This is a genomic window from Bacteroidota bacterium (genome assembly GCA_018831055.1).
Classification (GTDB): Bacteria; Bacteroidota; Bacteroidia; order Bacteroidales; family B18-G4; genus M55B132.
Genome location: JAHJRE010000137.1, coordinates 19,211 through 43,321 on the forward strand (window position 1 = coordinate 19,211; position 24,111 = coordinate 43,321).

At 41.4% G+C, this 24,111-nt stretch carries 18 protein-coding genes; 12 read left to right on the plus strand and 6 right to left on the minus strand.

The window, feature by feature from the left end:
- Positions 1 to 196 precede the first annotated feature (196 nt).
- A complete protein-coding gene (locus KKA81_08425) occupies positions 197 to 3,292 on the minus strand; it encodes an esterase-like activity of phytase family protein (protein ID MBU2650946.1) in 3,096 nt (1,031 codons plus the stop codon).
- 310 nt (positions 3,293 to 3,602) lie between these two features.
- Between KKA81_08425 and fusA the strand changes: the two genes are divergently transcribed.
- Positions 3,603 to 5,675, plus strand: coding sequence for an elongation factor G (gene fusA, locus KKA81_08430; protein ID MBU2650947.1), 2,073 nt, complete (start codon positions 3,603 to 3,605; stop codon positions 5,673 to 5,675).
- 93 nt (positions 5,676 to 5,768) lie between these two features.
- Positions 5,769 to 9,200: a T9SS type A sorting domain-containing protein gene (locus tag KKA81_08435; GenBank protein MBU2650948.1), complete on the plus strand. Its 3,432-nt coding sequence runs from the start codon at positions 5,769 to 5,771 to the stop codon at positions 9,198 to 9,200.
- A 194-nt stretch (positions 9,201 to 9,394) separates the two neighbouring features.
- On the opposite strand, the gene KKA81_08440 is transcribed toward KKA81_08435, so the two are convergent.
- Together KKA81_08440 and KKA81_08445 are read right to left on the minus strand one after the other, a co-directional pair.
- Positions 9,395 to 10,849: an LruC domain-containing protein gene (locus tag KKA81_08440; GenBank protein MBU2650949.1), complete on the minus strand. Its 1,455-nt coding sequence runs from the start codon at positions 10,847 to 10,849 to the stop codon at positions 9,395 to 9,397.
- Positions 10,850 to 10,851: 2 nt separating this feature from the next.
- Positions 10,852 to 11,250 carry a hypothetical protein gene (locus tag KKA81_08445; protein MBU2650950.1) on the minus strand — a complete coding sequence of 133 codons (399 nt, stop codon included), beginning with the start codon at positions 11,248 to 11,250 and terminating at the stop codon, positions 10,852 to 10,854.
- Between the two features lie 309 nt (positions 11,251 to 11,559).
- Between KKA81_08445 and KKA81_08450 the strand changes: the two genes are divergently transcribed.
- Together KKA81_08450 and KKA81_08455 are read left to right on the plus strand one after the other, a co-directional pair.
- Entirely contained in the window at positions 11,560 to 12,588 is a 1,029-nt protein-coding gene (locus KKA81_08450) for a T9SS type A sorting domain-containing protein (GenBank protein ID MBU2650951.1), read from the plus strand.
- A 59-nt stretch (positions 12,589 to 12,647) separates the two neighbouring features.
- Positions 12,648 to 13,547, plus strand: coding sequence for a DUF362 domain-containing protein (locus KKA81_08455; GenBank protein MBU2650952.1), 900 nt, complete (start codon positions 12,648 to 12,650; stop codon positions 13,545 to 13,547).
- Between the two features lie 26 nt (positions 13,548 to 13,573).
- Here KKA81_08455 and KKA81_08460 read toward each other — a convergent pair whose 3' ends face one another.
- The 3 genes from KKA81_08460 to KKA81_08470 form a co-directional block, all read right to left on the minus strand.
- Positions 13,574 to 15,274 carry a hypothetical protein gene (locus KKA81_08460; protein MBU2650953.1) on the minus strand — a complete coding sequence of 567 codons (1,701 nt, stop codon included), beginning with the start codon at positions 15,272 to 15,274 and terminating at the stop codon, positions 13,574 to 13,576.
- Positions 15,271 to 16,026 carry a YdcF family protein gene (locus KKA81_08465; GenBank protein ID MBU2650954.1) on the minus strand — a complete coding sequence of 252 codons (756 nt, stop codon included), beginning with the start codon at positions 16,024 to 16,026 and terminating at the stop codon, positions 15,271 to 15,273. The genes KKA81_08460 and KKA81_08465 overlap by 4 nt, the downstream gene beginning before the upstream one ends.
- A 168-nt stretch (positions 16,027 to 16,194) precedes the next feature.
- Positions 16,195 to 16,392 carry a hypothetical protein gene (locus KKA81_08470; GenBank protein ID MBU2650955.1) on the minus strand — a complete coding sequence of 66 codons (198 nt, stop codon included), beginning with the start codon at positions 16,390 to 16,392 and terminating at the stop codon, positions 16,195 to 16,197.
- Between the two features lie 61 nt (positions 16,393 to 16,453).
- On the opposite strand from KKA81_08470, the gene KKA81_08475 reads away from it, so the two are divergent.
- From KKA81_08475 to KKA81_08510, 8 genes are all read left to right on the plus strand, one after another.
- On the plus strand, positions 16,454 to 17,011 hold the full coding sequence (locus tag KKA81_08475) for a restriction endonuclease subunit S (GenBank protein MBU2650956.1): 558 nt from the start codon (positions 16,454 to 16,456) through the stop codon (positions 17,009 to 17,011).
- A 2-nt stretch (positions 17,012 to 17,013) separates the two neighbouring features.
- Positions 17,014 to 18,579, plus strand: coding sequence for a type I restriction-modification system subunit M (locus KKA81_08480; protein ID MBU2650957.1), 1,566 nt, complete (start codon positions 17,014 to 17,016; stop codon positions 18,577 to 18,579).
- Between the two features lie 2 nt (positions 18,580 to 18,581).
- On the plus strand, positions 18,582 to 19,811 hold the full coding sequence (locus KKA81_08485) for a nucleotidyltransferase (protein MBU2650958.1): 1,230 nt from the start codon (positions 18,582 to 18,584) through the stop codon (positions 19,809 to 19,811).
- A complete protein-coding gene (locus KKA81_08490; protein MBU2650959.1) occupies positions 19,804 to 20,277 on the plus strand; it encodes a hypothetical protein in 474 nt (157 codons plus the stop codon). The genes KKA81_08485 and KKA81_08490 overlap by 8 nt, the downstream gene beginning before the upstream one ends.
- Entirely contained in the window at positions 20,252 to 21,457 is a 1,206-nt protein-coding gene (locus KKA81_08495) for a restriction endonuclease subunit S (protein ID MBU2650960.1), read from the plus strand. The genes KKA81_08490 and KKA81_08495 overlap by 26 nt, the downstream gene beginning before the upstream one ends.
- 1 nt (position 21,458) lies before the next feature.
- Positions 21,459 to 22,571 (plus strand): patatin-like phospholipase family protein, encoded by a 1,113-nt coding sequence (locus KKA81_08500; protein ID MBU2650961.1) that lies wholly within the window; start codon positions 21,459 to 21,461, stop codon positions 22,569 to 22,571.
- Positions 22,572 to 22,596: 25 nt separating this feature from the next.
- Positions 22,597 to 23,463, plus strand: a complete 867-nt coding sequence (locus KKA81_08505) for a hypothetical protein (protein MBU2650962.1) — start codon at positions 22,597 to 22,599, stop codon at positions 23,461 to 23,463.
- A gap of 11 nt (positions 23,464 to 23,474) precedes the next feature.
- The coding region (locus tag KKA81_08510; GenBank protein MBU2650963.1) for a Fic family protein at positions 23,475 to 24,111 on the plus strand (637 nt) is incomplete at its 3' end.

Sequence of the window (24,111 nt, forward strand, 5' to 3'; positions counted from 1 at the left end):
ATTTAAAAACCTGGTGTTAATTGGGATCGTTATTACCAGGATCACGGTTAGATGTTTTGCTTCACAAATATAATAAAAAACGCAGGCAAAGAAAAAATTTATATGCCTGTTAAACGCAGAAAACATCTCATAGTTACAAAAAACCGGAAAAGACCAACGTCTTTTCCGGTATGAACCCTGAAATCTTTGTTGCAATTTAGCGTACAATAGTAAGTTTTTGTATAAAACCATCTCTATCCTTTACGATATAAATCCCCTGGCCCAGTCCGTTTGTTTCCATTCGATCTGTATTATTTTCTTTGCGTATCAACTGACCATTAAGGGAATACACACTGATATCCGTAGTTTTATTGAAATATACAATTCCTGTTTTGCTGGGGTTAGGATACAATTTGAAACTGTTACTTTCCTGGTTGTTCGTTCCATTATGAATACCAACCACGCCGCTGATCTCAAAAACAGCAAGTGTGCCGCTGATTTCGTAACCTACTACCAGCAAATCCTTTCCTGAAGGATGATCAGTTTTAGAGATGAAATACAAACCTTCAGGGCTGATATCACCTGAGCCTGTAGGAAAATCAGCAGTGTTGATATAATCCAGGAAAAGTGGAGAAAGCGGGTTTGTGACATCGTACATCATGATGCCGCCTGTTCTTTCCAATCCAATAAAGGCAAGTGTATATCCTTCAATTTTTCCGGTTGCTAAACCTTCGGGTTCCGGTCCCTTATCATCGCTTCGGGCCTTAAACTCAAATACTCCTTCGTCAAAATTGCAATTGAAATAATCAGGATAGGCAGAAAAAGTAATCTGCTCAAAATCATCACCATTATCAAAAACCATGTTCCCAAATCGGTCAAAGATGGAAAAAGAGCGGGCCCCAAAAGAATGAATGTACTCGGACTGACCATCATTATTAATATCGGTATTCAGCATGGATAATTTCAAGCGTCCAAGCATTGTATCATTTTGTAATTCAGCCATATTGGGGAAATAATCAGGATTTAAATCGAGGTTCTTAACACGTTCTTCTTCAGCATCCCTTGAATCCCCTTCATTTACTGTTATAACATAAGGTTTATCGTTAAACATGATGGTTCCCAATGCATCAGGCATATGCATGCCCCAGGTTGGATGATTTGTAATATCAACCAAATCAGCTTTATCGCTTGCATCAAATCCAAAATTCTCATCAAACGAAATAATACCAAGCGAAATAACATCGGAAATACCTGCGCCAGAAATGCCAAAGTCGTTATCGTTCAGTACCGCCAGGCTCCCATCAGGAAGTAATGTCAATCCTTCGGCTTTATCGCTGGGCATATAGCCAATGGAAGGAAGATTAAGCATTTTTATTTTATAGACCGGCTGAATTCCGGCTGTATCCAAATTATCTGCCGTGTACATTTCAAGTGTGAGATCATTCAGTCCGGAAGAGGTCATCTTGTTCGACAAAGCTGTCCCAAGAATATCTGTGGCTCCATTCAGGTCAATCATAAAAACATATTTCTTTCCATCCTCCTCGCCCGGTATGCTGGAATCCCTTTCAAAAACATAAAACCTTCCGTTACCTGCATAAACGGCATCCCCTATTTTATCGGTCCTTCCGAGCGCATAGCCACTGTTACGGTTACGTTCCAGGAGGTAAACATGTTCCGATACAGGGTTCCCCTGCATATCAATTCCTAATATGCGTAATACATCCGATTTGTTCTTGGTACTGCTGTTCGGATTGTACATAGGTGATTGTATGAAAGCATAAATAATTTCCTGATCCGGGTCAAAAGCAATAGCTTCGAACCCCCTGTTGGTCCACCTTTTCTTGTAAACCTCCGGAAGTGTTTCTGCACCAAAGGTTCCGGCAGGTTGTCCTCCCAGTGCACCGGTTCCCTGCGGAACGAATCTTTCGATCAAAATGCCATTTTCATTGAATTTGTATATAGCAGGACGATACTCGTCACACATCCAGAAGTTCCTGTCATTGTCGCGGAAAATCCCTTCGAAGTCACCTCCGAAAAAATCATATGGCAAGGCATGATAATAAACATCATTAACCGTATCATGGTAATCATGGTTCGGGTAAAAAATTTCATCAACATAAGCCACTGGTACTTCATCAAATCCTTCCACATTTCCCCTTCCTGAAATCGGAGTTGTTCCGTCCTGGCGAAACAGAAAAATAAAATCATTTTCATTTAGTGTAACGGTGCCTGATGTTTTATCCAAAGTTAATTTTACTATCCTGGCTTGATATTCAGGCAGTTTGAAGGGGCTCAGGTTTTGGAAGGGAGCCGGTACTACATTGGCCTTTGCCACGGCATCCGAATTTGGGCCCCTGTCAGGAATTGCATAGAAAACCCATTCATTTTCCGATGATTGCACCGGATCAAAATATAATCCTGAAAAACCTCCCAGATAGATCGGATCGGCACCCGTATATACCGGAGTTCCCAGCACCGGAAACGTCAGTAGTTCATTCAGAAAATATTGTTCCAGCATAGGCGAGCCCTTGCTATGATCTTTCAATCCCAAAGGCAGGATATCCACAATCTTGGCCTGGGCAATGTCAACAACTGCAAGTCCGTTGTTTTCCTGTAATGAAACGTATGCGATGGCATCATCTTCGCTGATTGTGATAAACTCCGGTTCAATGTCCTGAGCAACACTATCTGCATCATCAAAAATACGGATCCCCCTGTTAATCAGCGAGTATCTCATTTCATTATAAGCGCTGAAAGAAGCAGTATTAACAACAGGACTGGCTGCGCCCCCTGAAATATCAATGATGCTTATGCTTCCTTCGGGATTTATTTCATCACTCGGTTCACCTTCATTAGCAACTAAAACCTTCATCCCGTCGTGGGTAAATTTTACCATATCAGGCAAAGCTCCCACGCTTACTTCGCTGATAATTGAATAATCATCCGTGTTGATGAACATGACTTTCCCAGGATCAGTTTTCGGATCAGCAGCAACCGACATAGCAGCGATTCCGCTGTGTATGTCAATATGTGTTACACCGTCACCGAATGCTGAGAAATCAATGCCGGTTATGTAAACGGGCGATTGATAATCGGAAAAATCATAAATATCAACAGTGGAATTGGGACTGTTCAATATCCATAAACGTTGATTTTCCAAGTCATAGGAAACAATTTCCGCGGCAGATTCTTCGCCGATCGGAATACTGATAACATGTTCCAGAGACAGCCCATCCTGGCCAATCATCTGAAATGAATTCACCAGGAAAAATAAAAATATAATTCCTGAAAGAAATGGTAATGGTTTTTTCATGATGCATTAATTTGAAATGTGTATTCGTTATTTCAATCACAAAATTCCTATAGAAAAACCCTATTTCTATTAAATGAAAATCATCAATTGATTAAAGAATTGTTATAAGCAACTTTTTCCAATTTTGGTCAATGCAATAAGCTTCTGAAGGTTTTTGTGAGCTTTCAGGGGCTAATAAAAAGGCTGTTTTAATATTAATTTTATGTTAATCGAACGGAGTCAAGGTTATAAATAATAATTTTGCGCGGATTTTCCAGAGATCCTGAAAACATATAAACCAAATCTTTGTTATTACTTCAAACAAAAAATCATGTCTCTCAAGAACTTAAGAAATATTGGCATTGCCGCTCATATCGATGCGGGCAAAACCACACTAACCGAAAGGATACTATTCTACACCGGAATTAACAGAAAAATCGGGGAAGTCCATGATGGACAAGCTACCATGGATTTTATGAAACAGGAGCAGGAAAGAGGTATCACTATTGCATCCGCTGCTATATCCTGTGCCTGGAAAGACTCTCAGATAAATATAATAGATACTCCCGGCCACGTAGACTTTACAATAGAGGTGGAGCGTTCACTGCGTGTAATCGATGGAATGATAGCAGTTTTTTGCGCTGTTGGGGGCGTTGAACCTCAGAGTGAGACCGTATGGAATCAGGCCGACCGTTATAAAGTACCACGCATTGCTTTTATCAATAAGATGGACCGTACCGGTTCGGATTTTAACGATGTTGTCGGTCAAATGAATCAGTACCTGGATGCCAATGCCGTACCTTTTCAGTTACCCATTGGTGCAGAAGAAGAATTCAAAGGCATAATCGACATCATCGAAAAGAAAGCCTACATTTTCCAGGATAAGGATAGGATAGAAGTTGACATACCGGCTGAATACAAATCGCAATGCCAGAAAGCCAGGGATTTCCTGGTGGAGAAGCTTGCCGAAGTGAATGATGAGATCATGGAACTTTTCCTGGAAGAAAAGGAGATCCCGGTGGAAATGCTTAAAACGGCAGCACGTGACGCCACCCTGAAGCTTATGATCACTCCGGTATTTTGTGGGGCAGCATATAAAAACAAAGGGGTTCAACTTCTTCTGGATGCTGTGATCGACTACCTCCCTTCTCCTTTCGACATCGGAGCCGTGGTTGGTATTGATGTGGACAATCCTGAGAAATCCCATACACGCAATCCTTCCCCCAAAGATCCTTTCGCTGCACTGGCGTTTAAGCTGATCAATGATCCTTATGTTGGTCAGCAGACTTTTATCCGCATTTATTCAGGAACACTTACAGGAGGATTGCAATTACTGAATTCCACCAAGGGAAAGATGGAAAGAACGGGCAGGATCCTGAAAATACATGCCAAAGACCGTGAAGAGGTGGATTATGCCGGACCGGGGGATATTGTTGCTCTCATTGGCATGAAACTCACGAAAACCGGTGACACATTGTGTGACCCTGATCATCCTCTTCATCTTGAATCAATTAAGGTGCCGGTTTCGGTTATTGAAATGAAGATCAACCCTGCCAACAGGAAAGATCAGAGCAAGCTCGGGGAAGCCCTCAGCAAACTGGCCAATGAAGATCCTTCATTCAATGTCAGGTTCGATCATGAAACTGAAGAAACCATCGTTTCAGGAATGGGAGAGCTCCACCTGGAGATCATTATCGACCGCCTGAAGGAAGAGTTTAAGGTAGAGGTGGAAGTTGGCGAGCCTTCCGTTGCTTATCGTGAAACGATCACAGCCGAAAAGGAAAATGATTACAGGCACTCGAAACAAACTGGTGGAAAGGGGCAATTTGCTCAGACTATGATCCGGATAGAACCCAATGAAGATATTGGCTATGAATTTGTTGACAAGATCAAGGGAGGTGTTATCCCCGCTGAATTTATCCCTTCTGTAAACAAAGGTATCACCAAAACCCTCCATGACGGGGTACTCGCGGGATATCCCATTGTGGATGTCAAAGTCACCCTTCTCGACGGCAAATTCCATCCGGTTGACTCCAGCGACATGGCTTTCCAAACCTGTGCGTCAATATGCTTTAAACAAGCTTTCATGAAAGCCGGTCCTATCCTGCTTGAACCGGTAATGAAAGTGGAAATCAATACTCCCGACGAATACATTGGAGAGATCGTGGGCAACCTGAACCGAAAACGCGGTAAAATAGAATCCATGAGAAGGTTCCGTAAAGGATCGCAAAAACTGGTCGGCTTTGTCCCGCTCAGTGAAATGTTTGGTTATGCTACGCAATTAAGGAATATATCAAGCGGAAGAGCCAATTATTCTATGGATTTTTATAAGTACTTGCCGGTCAGTTCTTCCCTCCAGGAAGAAATAATCAGGAAAATCCGCGAACAGGAAAAGGAAAAGTAATTGCAAGCATAACTATTTCAGAGTTTTCCCGTATAAAACCCAAAGCCAAATTGTACTATCTTTGAACCATTCTTATAACCAATCTTTATTAGTATGCAATTCATAAAATTACTTCCGGTATTATTTCTGGCTCTTTCATTTATTATTTCTCAGGAAACACAGGGTCAGAAAGAAGTTTACACTAATCCCATTGTCCAGAAAGCTAAGCATTTCAGAGTAACGGAACCCCTTCGGGATATGGAAATGATTGTTCCCGGGCAGCGCGACCGTTCCTGGAAAGACCAGGTTATCCGTAATGAGGAAAACATCAAAACCAACCGCCACGACGGTTCCGACCCGGGGTTTGACCCTTCCGTTCAGCATAAAATGGGAGAAAATGAAAACAGGACAGTTTTTCAGAATTTCGATGGAGTAAACAATATTAACGGGGTCTATCCGCCCGACACCGATGGCGATGTCGGTCCGAATCATTATTTCCAGATGGTGAATCTGTCGTTTGCCATTTACTCCAAAACAGGTACACTATTATACGGTCCGGCTGACAACAGCACTTTGTGGAACGGTTTTATCGGTCCATGGACAGGCACCAACGACGGGGACCCCATTGTTTTATATGATGAGCAGGCCGACCGTTGGCTCGCCAGCCAGTTTGCGGTGAATACATCCAATGGTACTTACTGGGAGTTGATCGCTATCTCCACTACGAACGATCCAACCGGCTCCTATTACCAATATGCTTTTCAGTTTCCTGATTTCAACGATTACCCGAAGTTCGGAGTATGGCCTGACGGATATTACGCATCATTTAATATTTTCGGATCATACAACCGGGTAGCTGCTGCGGCTTTTGAGCGTGATTCCATGCTTGTCGGAAATCCGAACGCACAAATGATACTTTTCGACCTGCCCACAGGCAGTGATCCTTTCAGTATGTTGCCGGCCGATTTTGACGGGACACCGCCACCCGCAGGTACACCCTGCTATTTTGCCTATTTCAACGATGATGCCTGGGGTTATGCCAACGACCAACTTCGTATATGGGAATTTGATACCGACTGGAACACTCCGTCCAACTCAACCTTTGGCGAATCGCAGACTCTTCAGACTTCAGCATTTGACTCGGAAATATGCACCGCCTTTCGCGGTCGTTGCATCCCTCAGCCAGCCACGACAAAAAAACTTGAAAGTATTTCCGACAGGCTTATGTTCCGTTTGCAATACAGAAATTTTGGAAGCTATCAGGTCATGGTTACCAATCATACTGTTGATGCAGGAAGCGGGATTGCAGGAGTACGCTGGTATGAACTGAGAAATACCGGCAGCGGTTGGAACATACATCAGCAAAGCACATACTCACCCGATACTAAACACAGGTGGATGGGAAGTATAGCCATGGACGGTCAGGGAAATATTGCGCTCGGTTATTCAGTTTCCAATTCAACCACATTTCCATCCATTCGTTTTACAGGACGATTATCCGGTGATGCACTGAACCAAATGACTATATCGGAAGAAACCATTATTGCCGGAACGGGATCACAAACAGGAGATGCCTGCCGCTGGGGTGATTACAGTATGATGTCGGTAGACCCTTCCAATCCCACAACATTCTGGTATACCCAGGAATATATTCAGACCACGGGTACTGCATCCTGGAGGACACGCATCGCATCCTTTGAGATCCAACCACCCATGCCAACCGTTAATGCCGGAAACGATACGGTGTCCTGTGAACAATTCCCCGTCTTCGTACACGGAAGCGCCACCAATTACAGCAGTGTGCTCTGGACCACGACCGGTGATGGAAGCTTCAGCATGGCAACCATGTTAAACGCAATTTATACTCCAGGATCCGGAGATATCGCTGCCGGCGGTGTTGACCTGGTTTTGTCGGCTTTTGCCGTACCTCCACTGACAGATACCGTGAGTGACACTATGCATGTTACCATTAATGTGAATCCCTCGATTAATGCAGGTAATGATACAACAATCTGTGAAAACCAGAATTTTGTTACACAACCTGTAGTTACAAATGCTGCCTCCATATTATGGCACAGCAACGGAGATGGTCATTTTAATGATTCCACACTGATCAATGCTACCTATTTCCCTGGCACCAACGATAAAACCATGGGATTCGTCATGCTTGATGTGACAGCTTACCCCCTTGCTCCTTGTATGATGACATCGTTCGATATGATCAGCCTTACACTGCATCATTTACCCACTGCTGAAGCAGGAAATAATGATACGATATGCGAAGGTGGAGCTACCATACTTCAGGGACAGGCTACCAACTTTTCGACATTGCTTTGGACTACCAGTGGCGATGGCACATTCAGCAACAATGCCATCCTGAATCCAGTTTATACACCAGGCCCGGGAGATATTTCCAGCGGAGGGGCCACCCTGACTCTGACAGCTTTCCCGACAGGGCCCTGTACAGCCAATGCACAGGATAATACCCAGCTTGTCATCAACGCCCTCCCTGTAGTAAATGCCGGACCTGACCAGTCAATCCCGTTTGGTACTATTACAACCCTTACCGGGTCAGCCACCGGAGGATCAGGAGATTTTACAATATTATGGACACCGGAGGAGCAGGTGGTTAACCCGCAAAGCCTTGTTACCGAAACAGTCAACCTCGAAACTTCAGTTGTTTTTACCTTAACTGTAACTGACAACATTACCGGTTGCGAGAACTCTGATGATGTAACGGTAACTGTTACCGGAGGAGAACTCTCCGCTGAGGCCTCAGCCACACCTCCGGATGTTTGCCTTGGAAATACTACACAATTGGATGTACTCGCTTCCGGCGGATCCGGAGCCTACACTTACCTCTGGAGTTCAGATCCCCCGGGATTCACCTCTACACAGCAGAATCCCGTTGTAGCCCCACAGGAAGACATTTCCTACATTGTTACTGTTGACGACGGTTTTAACAGCACCGAATCTTCTGTGGATGTGACCGTCCAGGAACCTGTTGTAGTCTCAGCCGGACCGGATACCACCATTTGTCACAATGAATATGTCCTGCTCCATGGCTCTGCACAGTTCCAAAGCAGTATTTTATGGACCACCAGCGGTGATGGTGAGTTTACCAGTCCTACTTTTATTAACTCCATTTATATGCCGGGCGATGCAGATATTGAAAATGGCAGTGTGGTGCTTACCCTTACTGCACAACCCATATCACCATGTACTCAACCACAGGCAGATGATCTGACCGTAACCATAGAATACTGTCCCGGAACCATTGAACTGAAAGGTGAGAATACGGAAATCAGCATTATCCCCAATCCCAATACAGGAAGCTTCGACCTGTCGGTAAAGGGCTTGCAGTGTATCGAAATCTCGGTTAATGTCGTAGACTTGCTTGGCCAATCCTACTATGCTTCAACAAAGCCGGTAAACAAGGGATCTGTGAAAGAAAAACTGAATCTTGAATCGTTAAAGAAGGGAATCTATTTTATCAGGATTCAATGCGGTAATGAGTTGTTTTCCGAAAGACTGATCATACAATAAACTTAAATGTTTGTATCGGTTATGGTTAAGAAAAAGTTACAGGGTGCAGGCTACAAGTTACAAGTTGCAGGGTGCAGGGTGCAAGATACAAGATAACATGGAGTCTTTAACTTGATAATTATCATTCCTGATAATCATTAGAATAAAAAAGGCTGGCTCAAATGGGCCAGCCTTTTTTCGTTTTGAAAACAATATTAAGGAATATCGTAAATCTTCGAGTCATCCCTGTAACCCGGATTATCTTCATACCAGTCGGTATACGTGGTTCCTCCACTCTGTGCCCAGTCTCCAAAATGCAGGTGGGCATTGATAATGTCTTCTTTTTCAATTGGGTAATCAAACCTCTGGGGAATTTCTATGCCCCAGGGTAAGTTATTACTTGTTTTATAATAGATACCCAAACCAGGGTTAGAGTTGTCATCTCCTGTACTGAAATATAATGGATTTGCTAAATCGGTAGGTGGATAATCAAAAAGATGGACCTCTTTGCCTCTTTCTTTGTTAACTATGATAAAAGGATTAAAATCTGCAAAGCCAAAGTCGTCCATTTCGTAATCATTCCCGGGTGTTGTCATTGTGATGTTAATAGTAACTGGGGTGATATATGCCTGGCTTTCTACAGTATTTATAAATCCGCCTCCATTGGGACCCATGAAACTATAAATATTATCAAATACAATTATAGTCGGATAGGTCTGACCTGTTTCAAGACCATTGGCATTGTTGGTAATGATACTTTCCGAATAATTCATCCCTGTTGCCACCAGATCATTATTCAATCCACTCAAAGCAGAGGGGAGGTTAAAACCGAATCCGTTCCTGTAGCCTGCCCCGCTGGCCCGGCAATCAAAAGAACCGAATATCTCCACAACATAATTTGAGGCGTTGGTTACTATCTGGAACCGGTACTCCACAACAAGGTCGTTGAAATCATAATCCCCCTTATCAGGCCATAGATCCTCAAACGCGAGGGAACCCGGACCATAAGACGGGTAATAATTATTGTATGCTCTATCAGGATCGCTTGGATAATCATCCTGATCATTGGGAACTCCATCACCATCGGTATCCGGTGATCCTGCCTGCAAAGGGACACATCCATTGGTCGGATCACTATAATACTGGCCGCCTACGCTGATGTCATCGATGAGTCCCCTTGAATTGCCACCCTGTCCTGTAAATCTGAAATACAGCTTATTGATTCCTGAGATGGTCTCTGTGATACTTACTGTGCGCAAAGTCGTGAAATTTCCTGAATAGCTTTCGGTATAAATCACAGTTTCATTCAAACTAGTATCTATGACTACAATTTCCAGGGTACGCCATGTTCCGTTGTTGGCTGTCATTTTGTGCTTGCAATCAATTTGTGAGGATCCGCTGAAGAGAATCCAGGGAGTAGTAACTCCGTTGGGGCTTCCAACACCCCCTGTAAGCTGACCGGTACGGCCACCGTAAACACCACTGATAGCATTGGCGCCCGTCTGGAAAGTTGTTCCCGGAAACTCCCAACAGTTTCCCTGCTCCAAACCTCTGTCACCAGATTCAAAGTCCATGGTTACAACCTGAGCATTCCCCATTCCAAAAGCTGCCAGAATGATGAAACACAACATGAAAATCTTTTTATAACGATTCATTGTTTTTCCCTCCATGATTAAATTGTATCCTGAACATAAGAAAACCTGATCTCATTGCTGATAATGTCAATGATCTCATTGGTTCCACCATAGATAAACCTTACCTGGGTTTCTGTAACCGGGATCTTCAATTCTCCCTTATAACCCTGGCTCAATTGCATAAAATGTTTCAGGTAAGTCATACCATTCATCGACTGAATGTACATTGTACTTCCGTAATTCAACGGACTGGGAAGAGGATCAACTATAACATCAACCAGCATGGTTGTTTGCCAGTTGAAATTTTGCGGTACAACCAGATCATCTGTACTGGTTACCTTTGGCGTGGTATCTTCCTGTTCTTCACTATCCTTTTTGCAGGATATTGCCAGAATGATCAATACCATCAAAGTGGTTAACGAAAGGACTTTTTTCATAAGTTGCTTAATATTAATAATTATAAAATCACCGGTTTGTGATAAAAGGGCTAGATGTGTATTGGTTGAGGCTAAAGTGGTAATCTTGTAGAAACTAATAAGAAAACCATCCTCTCAAGCATTCATGCAAACAATTACAAATATACAATAAAGTACATAGTTGTAATAAGGGCGATTATGTTTACGCATTGCCATGATAAAAGGTTACAAGGGTGCAACGTAAAAAAGAAATCGATGATTTATTCAATAGGGACGATTTTTTTTGTATATTTCTCCTCCCAATTCAAGTATTAACCAAACTTCAAGACCATGAGAAATTTTACCTTTTTCGTTACTTTGTTTTTAGCAGGAATGCTCACATTTAACAGCAATTCGCAAAGCATTCTATGTGTCGACCGTGACGGCAGCTTCGAAGCCGTTGATGTTTATACCGACGACTGGCAGTTTCTGCAGCCGGCTATGGATGCCCTGGGATATTCATATACCTATTTTGAGGTACAGGACCTAACCCAGAACGGTCCGGATCTTACTACCATGAACCAGTATGATATCATTTTCTGGTTTACAGGAGAAGCATGGACAGACAGTGAAACCATGACGAACGACGATGAGTTCAACCTCCTGCTTTATCTTACCCTGAACAACGGAAAACTCTTGCTTTCAGCTCAGGATTATCTTTACGACCGCTATTCTTCAGCCGGAACGTTCGACCCTGGCAGCTTCCCATATGACGCCCTGGGATGCACCGAAGTCGTACAGGATGTTTGGAACATTGAACCAGATACAGGAAATATTGTTGGTGTTGCCGGATCCCTGGCCGAAGGAATGCATATCACCGTGTTTGATATCTATACCGAACTAAATGCTGATGATGGGTTATATATAGATGATTTCGTCCAACATCAGGGACAGGACATGCTTGAAGTCGTATTCCCGGAACCCACCGGGATTGGCGCTTATCAGTTTGAAGGTGCAAGCTTCCGCACCATTTTCTCCACAGCATCCTATGCTGCTATCGTTGATCCTATGGATCTTGAGGAGCTACTGGACCGTTCCTTTGCCTGGTTGCTCGGAACAACAGGTATCAACACCAATAACATCAACAGCAGCGGAGATATGCTGATCTATCCTAATCCTGTTAAAGACATCACACGCATTGGATGTAACCAGGTAATGAATGAGATCTGGGTTATCAATACAACCGGACAAGTGGTTCAGCATTTCAATGTCGGTGACTACAAAACAACCCTTAATGTTAGCGGCCTTAATACGGGTATTTACCTCATCCGGGCACAAACAACACAAGGAATGGTTACTGCCAGAATGATTGTTGAGTAAGGTTTTTTTACAGATGACATCTCCCCCGGGGGAGATGTCATCTGCTTATAATCATCGCCATGAAAAGACGTACCTTCGTTAAATCAGGAATTGTTCTTGGTGGAATGGCATTCCTGGGATCATCCTTATTTTCAAAATTGGCTGCCGGAGCAATTAAGGAAGATATATTTTCAATATCCGGTGATGATCCTTTGAAAGGTATTCCGGATCTGCTTAATGCTCTGGGAGGAATAGAACAATTTGTCAGAAGTGGTAATTCGGTTGGAGTACTGGTTAATTCCCCCTGGAAGGAAAGAGGCTTTTATACCGATCCCGACGTAGCCCTGTCGGTGATCCGCTTATGCAAAGATGCCGGAGCCGGTAAAATAATATGCTATAAACCTGTTAGGGATGGGTATTGGGAAAGCAGCCGGTACTTTAACGAAATGGAATCGATAATCAGGGAAATCGAATATGGAGAAGAAAGGATGACGCTGACCATCCCGGATGGTCAGGAATTAAAATCTGCCGAAGTCTTCAGGGTTTTTACAGAAACGGATGTATTTATAAATATTCCTGTTGCCAAACATCACAATGGCACACTTTACTCCGGAACACTGAAAGGCTTAATGGGTGTTTCCTCAGGAACAACCAACCGTTTTATGCACAGTCCGGATGGTGAATATACATCTAGCAAGCAGGATTATCTTGCACAATGCATCGCAGATCTAAATCTGATAAGGCAACCTGACATTTGCATTGTGGATGCTATCGAGTGCGCCCTGGAAAACGGACCCCGGGGGCCAGGCAAAACAATACGCCCCAACCGGATCCTTGCCAGTACCGATGTTGTGGCCATTGATGTTTATGCCTCCACTCTGATGGGCATAAACCCTGCGGATATCTCTACTTTTAAGTATGCAGGAAATCACAATCTGGGAAAGAGCAATATTGAAGAAATCACAGTCAAAGCATTTTAATCGCAAAAAATAATATCCTGCTATTTTTAATTACTTTTTATTATAGATGATAGCTTTTCTTTAATGTTATCATCGGAAATGTCTAAACAGGTAGATTTTTTCTCTTTTACCCACCATTTTTTCCGTACAAGTTCCGTTAGACTTTGTCTGACAACCCATACCATTTTCCCTTCGTATTCATCAATTTTCTCTAAAGAAGGACCCCATCCACCACCTGAAAGCTCAAGCGGTCCGATTTCATCAATAATCAAGAGAGGTGATCTATTCCGTATAGCAACAAGGATGATATCATTCCCTTTATTAATGGTTTCCGGATTAAAAAAATACCTGCCTTGGTGTACCCATCCTGATTCCCCCTCCAAACGACATAAAACAAACATTTCACCAGAGGGGAGGTCTATAAGATCATATCCCTTAAATATTCCTTCCTCAAAATGTTTAACCGACAAAAACCCTCTTGAACCGGGGAGATGATCAGATGCATCTATCAAATTTTTTAGCAATCCTGTCTTTCCTGAATCAATGGGTCCTGTCAGGATGGTCAATGACCCTGAATAAGTATTTCTTTTTTCATTAAACAAATCACGTCCCCGGGCAATAACCTGCGCGAGTGATGATACCGGACGGGAGATAATATCACGTGGTTTGATGGAGCCGTCTGTCATTTCCGGTAGCACAGAAAAAGCCAGCTCCATGGCATCATATAACCTTGACAAACCTCTTTTTGTCAATAACTCGCGGACAACAGGGCTTCTGAGTTCAACGCTGATAGCAGCAAAACCCGCTACAATTACCAGAGCTCTCACTACCATTTTTATTCCTGCTAACAATCCCCCCATTTGAAATAGATTCCTGGAGCTAAAGCCCTCCCAGAAAAATGAAGTTATAACCACCAGTAACGTTAACTGAATCCAGAAACCGGGTTTTTTCAGGTATCGCAACGACCTTTTATAATAATAAGCTACAATTGCAGTAAACGACAATGAAAGGGCAAATCCGGCGATAAGATGATCCGTATTCAGCAGGAATAAGGAAACAAAAATCATGATCAAATAGAACAGTATCAATGGAAGGGAGTAACTGCCCTGCTTGTTTTCGGGAAATACCGAATGCAGATCAATCTTTCTTTTATTTGCTGTATCCCCCAACTCCCTGTTAATAATTGCAGAACGTCTTCCTGCCATTATACCGGCAATAACAGCAAATATACCTGCTGCCACATAAATAAGACAAAGCAGGATAAATGCTTCCAGTGGTCTGACATTCTCAAGGGATAGTTGCCGTACAGCAAAATTGTATAGGTTCTCAAGAACCCTTACAAAGTCTGCCCCGTAAATGATAAGCAATGTGATTATTTTATGGAACAATGCGCTTACCACCCCTGCAATGCCTCCCAGAAGATACCCGATAATATTTCTTCCGGCGAGGGTGATAAACAATTCCATCAGTAATGCCTCGGCCAATATACCGGTCATGGGGCCAATAATTATCGCGCTTGGTGAAATTGACTTCATCAGAGCACAGATAATTCCTGCCCTGAGGATCAAACCTCTCTCTTTCCATATCTGCAGGAAACCCGTCATAAGAGCTACAGATATCACTGAAAGCAGAGTGCCTGAGAATGGTACCCTCAGATTGTGAAGAAAACTACCCAGGATTATTTCATTTCCTGCCCATAAACTGCCAATGATGGCTGCTTTTAGCCACAATGTAGAGGATGCTTTCATTCCATTTGACTGTCATTATATCCAGAATCACGCTCTTTCCTGAATTTTAAAACCATATAATCTTTGGCAAGGGCGGCAAACTCCCTTAACACCCTCTTCCTGCACCACTGCCAATCCCGCCAATTGTTCATCTGATATTTACCCCCAGGATCCATACTTGCAATTCTGTAATTAACCGATATAGTTTTATCAGCGATCATTTTTACTCTTCTTTGATGATACAGGGAAGTGACCAGAATAAGCTTATCGACACCATGTGCGATGGCTATGCTATCTGCATTCACACAATTTTGATAGGTATTCCGGCTTTTAAATTCAAATATGACCGGAATTTCAAGCCCGGTTCTATCCCGCAATCTGTCGGTGATCATTTGTTTAAAAAGGGAAGTATCCTTTAAGTTCCCTTCAGAAACTACGAAAGTACGGGACCGTTGAAGGTAGAGGTCAGCAGCAGCATCAATCCTTTCTACCGTGCTGTTTCTCCAATAATCCTGAGACATCATCCCTGCTCCGTAAACAACAATCATTTCTCCATAATTATCCGCAATGGATTCTCCATTATCCAATCCGGAAAGCATTTTTTTCAGGACAAAAGGGGGCATTACCAGGATTATGGTGGCTATTACAATCAGGGGATACAGGAATTTCCCTTTTAATAAAAAACTAAAGCGTTTCAGGATCATCTTCCCGGTTGAATAAATGCAAACACTGGATTTGAAGATGTAAAAATAACGATATTTGCTATGCCTCATTAAGCATAGTTACAAGCAAGCCTAAAAGATGACACAACTACCATCAACGAGACACTAAAACCATCGACCTTTGACATCTTGACCTGACTTTTCAGGCTACCTTAACTCGGCAGACAATTTCGCTGTATTTCGACACAGACCAGCAGACCAACTTGGCAATACACAAGCCTACCCAAGAAGAAATAAAACACCCCACCGCACCAAAAAATGAATTTCTGCCACCGCACAAGTGGCACATTTGGCATTGCCCTCCTCACAAGCCGACCCTTCTGCAAAACCAAAAGAGCCACTTTTTCTCCACGCACCGGAGTCAACAGAGATCAACAATACTGCATTTGTAGAAACAATACTTAAAATAATTTTCATAAAAAGTTTGGAAATTAAAAAACTTTACTTACTTTTGTAGCGTCATTACAAAGGAATAAATTTGAAAAAGCTAATTAAAGATATTACAAACATCCAAACTGGACTCTTCGCTAAGCCTGCTGGCATTGGTGAATTGGTGTATCTACAGTCCAAGCATTTTGACGAATATGGGCAATTACTTTCTACACTTCAGCCCGACTTGATGGCTGAGGGTATTTCTGAAAAGCATCTACTAAAAGATGGTGACGTGCTGTTTGCTGCAAAGGGAACAAAAAACTTTGCAGCCCTTTTTGAAAACTTCAACAAACCATCTGTAGCTTCAACTTCTTTTTTCGTATTAAGACCAACCGACAAAAAGATACTTCCTGATTATCTGGCTTGGTTCCTTAACAATCACTCCACACAGACACTATTAAAAAGTCAAGCTATTGGCACTTCCATTCCTTCTATTTCAAAACAAGTTTTGGAAAATCTGGAAATAGCAGTGCCGGATATCGAAACACAAAAAGCGATTCTTCAAATCACTAAGCTTCGTAACAAGGAGAAAGCATTGAAGCAGGAAATTGAAACACTTCGTGAAAAACAAATTCAACAACAAATAATCAACGCAATAAAATAAGTATCATGGCTAAAATAACACAGAAAGACATCAACGATGCAGTTTGGAAAGCTTGCGACACCTTTAGAGGGAGTATTGATCCAAGCGTTTACAAAGACTATGTGCTTACCATGCTGTTCCTGAAATACCTCAGCGATGTGCATGATGATAAAATGGAAGGCTACTTGAAAAAGTATAATGGTGATGCAGAACGTGCAAAACGTGCCATGCAACATGAACGCTTTATTGTACCGGAGCACAGCCATTTTAAATTTCTTTTCGATTCACGCAATGAAGCCAACATTGGTGAACTCATCAACATTGCTTTGACTGATTTAGAAGAAGCCAACCGTGAAAAGCTATACAGTGAAGACGGTGCAGGGATATTCCAAAATATTGACTTTAACAGCAGCAAGCTGGGCGAACCCAAGGATAAAAATCAACGACTGAAAACCTTGCTTATTGATTTTAAATCGGATAAACTGGATTTGCGTCCATCGCATTTAGATGGCAACGACATTATTGGTGGTGCTTACATGTTCCTGATTGAAAACTTTGCCAGTGATGCCGGAAAAAAAGCAGGTGAATTTTTTACGCCAAAAGAAGTTTCTACGCTTATTGCTAAACTTACCAAAAGCAAACCCGGTTCACGTATATGTGACCCAACCTGTGGTTCTGCTTCTCTTTTAATTAAAGCAGGTGAAGAAGTAGGCTCAGATAATTTCTCACTTTTCGGACAAGAAGCAAACGGAAGCACCTGGGCATTGGCAGTGATGAACATGTTTTTGCATGGCTTTGACAATGCTACCATCCGTTGGGGCGATACCATTCGCAACCCGAAACTGAAAGAAGGCGATACCTTGATGAAGTTTGATACCGTAGTAGCAAACCCTCCTTTCTCCTTAGATAAATGGGGAAAGGTAGAAGACAAGGATGGCGAAAAAACCACTGTTAGCTACGACCCTGAAAGCGATAAATACAACCGTTTTTGGAGGGGTGTACCACCTAAGAGCAAAGGTGACTGGGCATTTATCAGTCACATGATTGAAACGCTGAATGAACACGGCAAAGCAGGAGTAGTTGTGCCGCATGGTGTATTGTTCCGTGGCAGCAGCGAAGGTCGTATACGTCAACGCACCATTGAAGAAAACCTGCTCGAAGCGGTGATTGGTTTACCTGCTAACCTGTTTTTTGGCACAGGTATTCCGGCAGCTATTCTCATTTTTAACAAGCAAAAAAGCAGCAACAACTTCTTGTTTATTGATGCAAGCAAGCAATATGAAAGTGCCAAAAACCAAAACAAGCTGCGAGCAAGCGATATTGAACACATTGTAAAAACCTACCGTGATTTTACAACGGGCAAATTACAACCTGGTGTGGTGGAAGATAAATTCAGTTATGTAGCCACACCCGGAGAAATACAAGAAAACGACTTTAACCTAAATATCCCTCGCTATGTGGACACGTTTGAAGAAGAGGCCGAAGTGGATATTGCTGCCGTACAAAAGGAAATTGAAAAATTAGAAGATGAACTAAAAACGGTGCAGGCTGAAATGGACAAATACCTTAAACAAATAAATGCTTTTTAATTATGCTTACAAAAGAACAAAAACAACAATTCAGCGATATTCTGGAAGAGTTAGGCAAGACGCTTGAAATCACAAAAGAACAGTATGATGCAGCAGTTAAAAGCTATAAATATGTTGGTGAATGGCTTTCAAAAGACGATTCTCCACTTGCAACCTATAGTCCAGAGATACTACCACAAGGCTCATTCTTGTTGCAAACAATGATAAGACCAATACATGAGGAAGACGAACTTGATATCGACCTTGTATGTAAGCTCGAAAAGATACAAGCCAGTTGGACACAGTACGAGTTAAAAAAACTTGTTGGTGATAGACTAAAAGCAAATGGTATTCTTAACAAACTCTTGGTGATACCTGACGGTAGAAGGTGTTGGACTTTGCAATATGCTGAATCAGCTAAGTTTCATTTAGATGTATTGCCATCAGTTGTAGCAACTGGTTATAGAACAATATTAGAAAAAGCGTTTTCGGCAACTGATTTGACAGATACAAATACATTGGGTATTCGAATAACAGATAGAAATACCCCAAATTATAGAACATCGACAAATCTTCGTGAGTGGTTAAAAAGTAACCCATTCGGTTATGCTATTTGGTTTCAAGATCGCTGTAAAATAGTGACAAGAGAAGTGAGGATGATGAGTGAAGCAATTCAACCTGTTCCTAAATACCAAACTGATAAATTGCCGTTGCAACGTGTAGTTCAAATCCTGAAGCGTCACCGTGATATGATGTTCAATGGTGATGAGCATAAGCCAATTTCAATCATCATAACAACTTTGGCTTCCAGAGCCTACGCAAAAGAAACTGATATAATTGATGCTTTAATAAATGTGGTTACCAAAATGAGAAGTCATATTTCAGACACGAATCCTTTTACAGGAGCAAACGAAAAATGGGTAAGCAACCCTGTTCATCCCGAGGAAAATTTTGCTGATAAATGGAAGGAATTTCCGGTTAGACAAACCAATTTTTACAAATGGCTTGATGCTGTAGAATTGGACGTGAAGAATATTGTTGCACAACAAGGTAAGGGTTTACAGTTCATCAATGAATCAATGGTGAAGCCATTTGGTAAAGATGCTGTTACCAAAGCATTCAGTAGTTATGGTGAAAAATATTTGAAGCAACGTGAAAGTGGTGCAATGAAAATGGCAGCAGGAACGGGAATGCTGGGTGAAACCGGGAGAACTTCTGTTCCCCAACACAAACCTTTTGGTAAAAATGAGTAGAAAGTCGCTTGTAATACAGGAAGGTACTCTTAAGTCCTATTTCCCCGGAAGCCAAATAAAGCGAAAGGGGGAATCGGAACTCACATGGATTGGAGTTGTTACGCCATCTCCGCTGAGTGCTACCTATAAATTAAAGCTACACTACAAATATAATGAGGGAGCTAAGGTATATGTAATTGACCCAAAACCATTGAAATTGGCAGTAGGGCAAGTTGTTTTACCACACGTTTACAGTACGCCAGACCAACGGCTATGTCTCTATTATCCTAAAGACAAAGAATGGAACACAGGTATGCTCTACGTGCATACATTAATCCCATGGGCATGTGAATGGCTTTGCCATTATGAATTATGGGTGGCTACAGGGACTTGGCATGGTGGAGGAATATATCACCCAACCGAGGCTGAAAAACAAGCCAACAAACAAAAAGAAACAATTGATGAAGCAAGCAGCAGTAATAAATAATTTAATGGAGGAAAGGAAGCCTTTTTACAATTCTACGATACCAACAGATTGGAGTGTAAGTACAGTTGGCGAAGCATTTGAAATTTGTAACTATTTACGTTTTCCAATAAGCGAAGAAGAACGGAAGAAAATCCAAGGCCTTTTCCCCTATTATGGTCCAACAAAAATTCAAGACTATATTAACGAATATAGAATAGAAGGGAAATATGCTTTAATCGGAGAGGATGGCGACCATTTTTTAAAATGGAAGGAATTGCCAATGACACTTTTGGTAGAAGGCAAATTCAATGTTAACAATCATGCACATGTAATAAAAGGCACGGACAACCTTACTGAGTGGTTTTTCTATTATTTTAACCACAAAGAACTAACTCCATATTTGACAAGGCAAGGAGCTGGAAGATACAAACTAACCAAGCAATCACTAGAAAAAATCCCGATTGCATTGCCAAATATTGCGGAACAAAAAGCTATAACAACGATTATAAGAACCTGTGATGCTAATGTTGAAGTAGTTGAGAAACTTATTATCCAAAAAGAACTCCGCAAAAAATGGCTCATGCAGCAATTACTTTCGGGGAAAAGAAGACTGAATAGCTTTAATGGTGAAGTAAAAACAAAAGTTGTAGGACAGTTTATAAAAGAAGTTTCTGAAAGAAATAAGGACTTGAAAGTTACCAGAGTTCTCTCTGTTACAAATTCCAGAGGATTTATAAACCAATCTGATCAATTTGATAGGTCGGTTGCTAGCGAAGATGCTTCAAACTATAAAATCGTAAAGAAAGGTCAGTTTGCATATAATCCTTCGAGGGTTAATGTTGGCTCACTTGATTTACTGAGAAATTTTGATGAAGGCATTTTGAGTCCAATGTATGTTGTGTTTTCAACAGACGAAAAACATCTACTTGCTGACTTTCTATACTTTCATCTAAAAACACAATGGTTCTATGGTCATATTCCAATGTTCGTTCAGGGAAGCGTTAGAGATAGTTTATCATTTGATGGACTTTGCTCAATGAAGTTTTTTATTCCAACGATAGAAGAGCAAACTGCCATTGTTAGAGTTCTTCAAGCAGCAGATAAAGAAATATCGCTTTTGAAATTGAAAGCAGAAAAATTGCGAGAAAAGAAAAAAGGCTTGATGCAGCAATTATTAACCGGAAAAATCAGAATCAAATAATATGGCAGATACATTCAAAATATTATCCATTGACGGAGGCGGCATCAGAGGCGTTTTCCCAGCCATGCTATTAGCCAACTATGAAGCAGAACTTAAAGCGAAAGGCGTTGAGAAATGGCAGGTGTATCAAAACTTTGATTTAATCTGTGGTACTTCTACCGGGGGTATTATGGCAATTGCTCTTTCTTTAGGAATACCTGCTAAAGAGATTTATGAGATGTATTTGAATAATGCTGGTTTGATTTTCGGTGATAAAAAAAGTTTTATCAGACAGATATGGAGGTCGGCTCATAAACGTGATGAATTAGAGAAATTAGTTCGGGAAACATTTGCAAAACACAACAATGCTAAGGATCCTAGATTGGTTGATTGCAAGACACCTGTAATGATTCCTATTTATGATATGATGGAAGGTCGTCCATCAGTTTTAAAAAGCAAGTACCATCCAGCTTTTGTTCGTGATTTTCATATTCCGGCATATCAGGCGGCCATGGCAACATCTGCCGCACCAACCTACTTCGACCCTTATTCATCAAGCTACACCGACTTAAACGACATTGAAAAACCCTTTGCCAATAAAATAGATGGCGGAGTTTGGGCAAATAACCCCACCCTAAACGGAATCATTGAAGCACAAAAAGCCTTCGGGGTTAAACTTGAAGAACTTTCTGTTTTATCAATTGGAACAGGTCATCAGAAATTCTGTGATGCCGGCATTAAATATAATAAAGGAATTATCAACTGGATTCTCCGACAGCTGAGAATCAAAAAGAAATCAGAAATGCGGAAAAAGTTTGGTATAAAATATTGGATTTACTCGGATGATAAAAAAAGACTGATTGATGTGTTTATGCAAGGGCAATCTCAACAAGTTCAAAACTTAATCAGCCTTTTGCACAAAGGAATTGATAAAGGTGAACAAGAAAATTTCAAGTATTTGCGAATTGACACAGAATTAAATGAAAGCTGCAACATTGAAATGGACGAAACGGATACCGAAAGACTTAAAAAACTTGCTGAAAAAGCAACCATAGAATTTCAAAACAATGCTACCAATATTATTAAGAATTTTGGGAGTGGCAGTCGGAGGACTGATTCTCAAAGAACTGTTTAGCGATGACGAAATAAAATACAACGACATGGCCAATACACATAACCAATTTTTAAAGTTCGAGCAAGCAATCTCACTTACAAAAGGGAAAAAGGATAAACTTACTTCATCCCGACAAGCTTTGCAAAAAAGCATTGTAGAATATTTCAAAACCAAAACGAAAGTTCCGGTACCTAAATTTTACATACAAGGTTCATACAAAATGAAAACAATGGTCGTGAAAAAGGACGGTAGTTACGATGTTGATTTAGGTGTTTATTTTCTTACCAAACCAACTATTGAGCCATTGACTTTACAAAAGTATGTAGCAGAAGCGGTGAAAGACCAAACCGTTTCTGGTATTGAGCATAAAGAAAAGTGTATCAGGGTAATTTACAAAGGCGATTTTGATATTGACTTGCCAGTCTATTACAAAATCCCAAATAATAAACATCCATTTCTTGCCACAAAAACCAAATGGCAAGAAAGCGACCCAAAAGAATTATGCGATTGGTTTGAAAAGCAACGTAAGGAGAAAGATAGAGATGGTCAAATGCTTCGCTTGGTAAAATACTTCAAAACTTGGGCTTACCAAAGAAGCAGAAAAATGCCGAGTGGTATTGCTTTCAGTTTTTGGGTAGCCACATTTTACAAACCGAACACTAGAGACGATATTGCTTTTTATGAAACTGCCAAAGCCGTAAAGAATTCATTTGGGTGGGAAACTGCAAGTAAGAACCCTGCAACTCCAAGAGATGATTTTCTGGCAAAACTGGACGGCAATCAGAAAAGCAACTTCAAAGAGGCATTTAATGAACTGATAAAACAAGCGGAACAAGCTTTACAGCAAGACAGTCTAACCAAAGCACTAAACATTTGGAAACAGCAGTTTGGGGATAAGTTTCCGGTAATTTAAAAAAGAAAGATATGGCATATAAAATACCACAACTTCCTTTGGATTTCGGTTTAGAAACCAAAGCCATTCTAAAAAAAACGGCTGCTGCCCGCAGTGCATTGGCTGAGATGAAAGGGGCTGCCCTGAGCATTCCGAATGAAAGTATTTTAATCAGTACCCTTTCTCTACAAGAAGCAAAAGACAGTTCGGCCATAGAAAACATCATTACCACACATGATGAATTGTATCAGGGCGATTACCTGAAAAAGGAGTTTAAATCCATCGCATCCAAAGAAGTACACAACTATGCAGAGGCATTGCGTTGGGGTTTTGCAACTGTTAGGCAAAAGGGAATACTGACAAACAACCACATCATTCAGATGCAGGCAACACTGGAAGAAAATGATGCAGGCTTTAGAAAAGTACCCGGCACAGAATTGAAGAATGAGCAAACGGGTGAAATAGTGTACACGCCACCACAAACCCATGATGAAGTAGTAGCTTTAATGAGCAATCTGGAACAGTTCATCAACGACAACGCACTCAGTGATTGGGATCCGCTGGTGAAAATGGCTATTATCCATCATCAGTTTGAAAGCATTCACCCTTTTTATGATGGCAATGGAAGAACAGGTAGGATTATCAATATTCTGTATCTGGTAAAAGAAG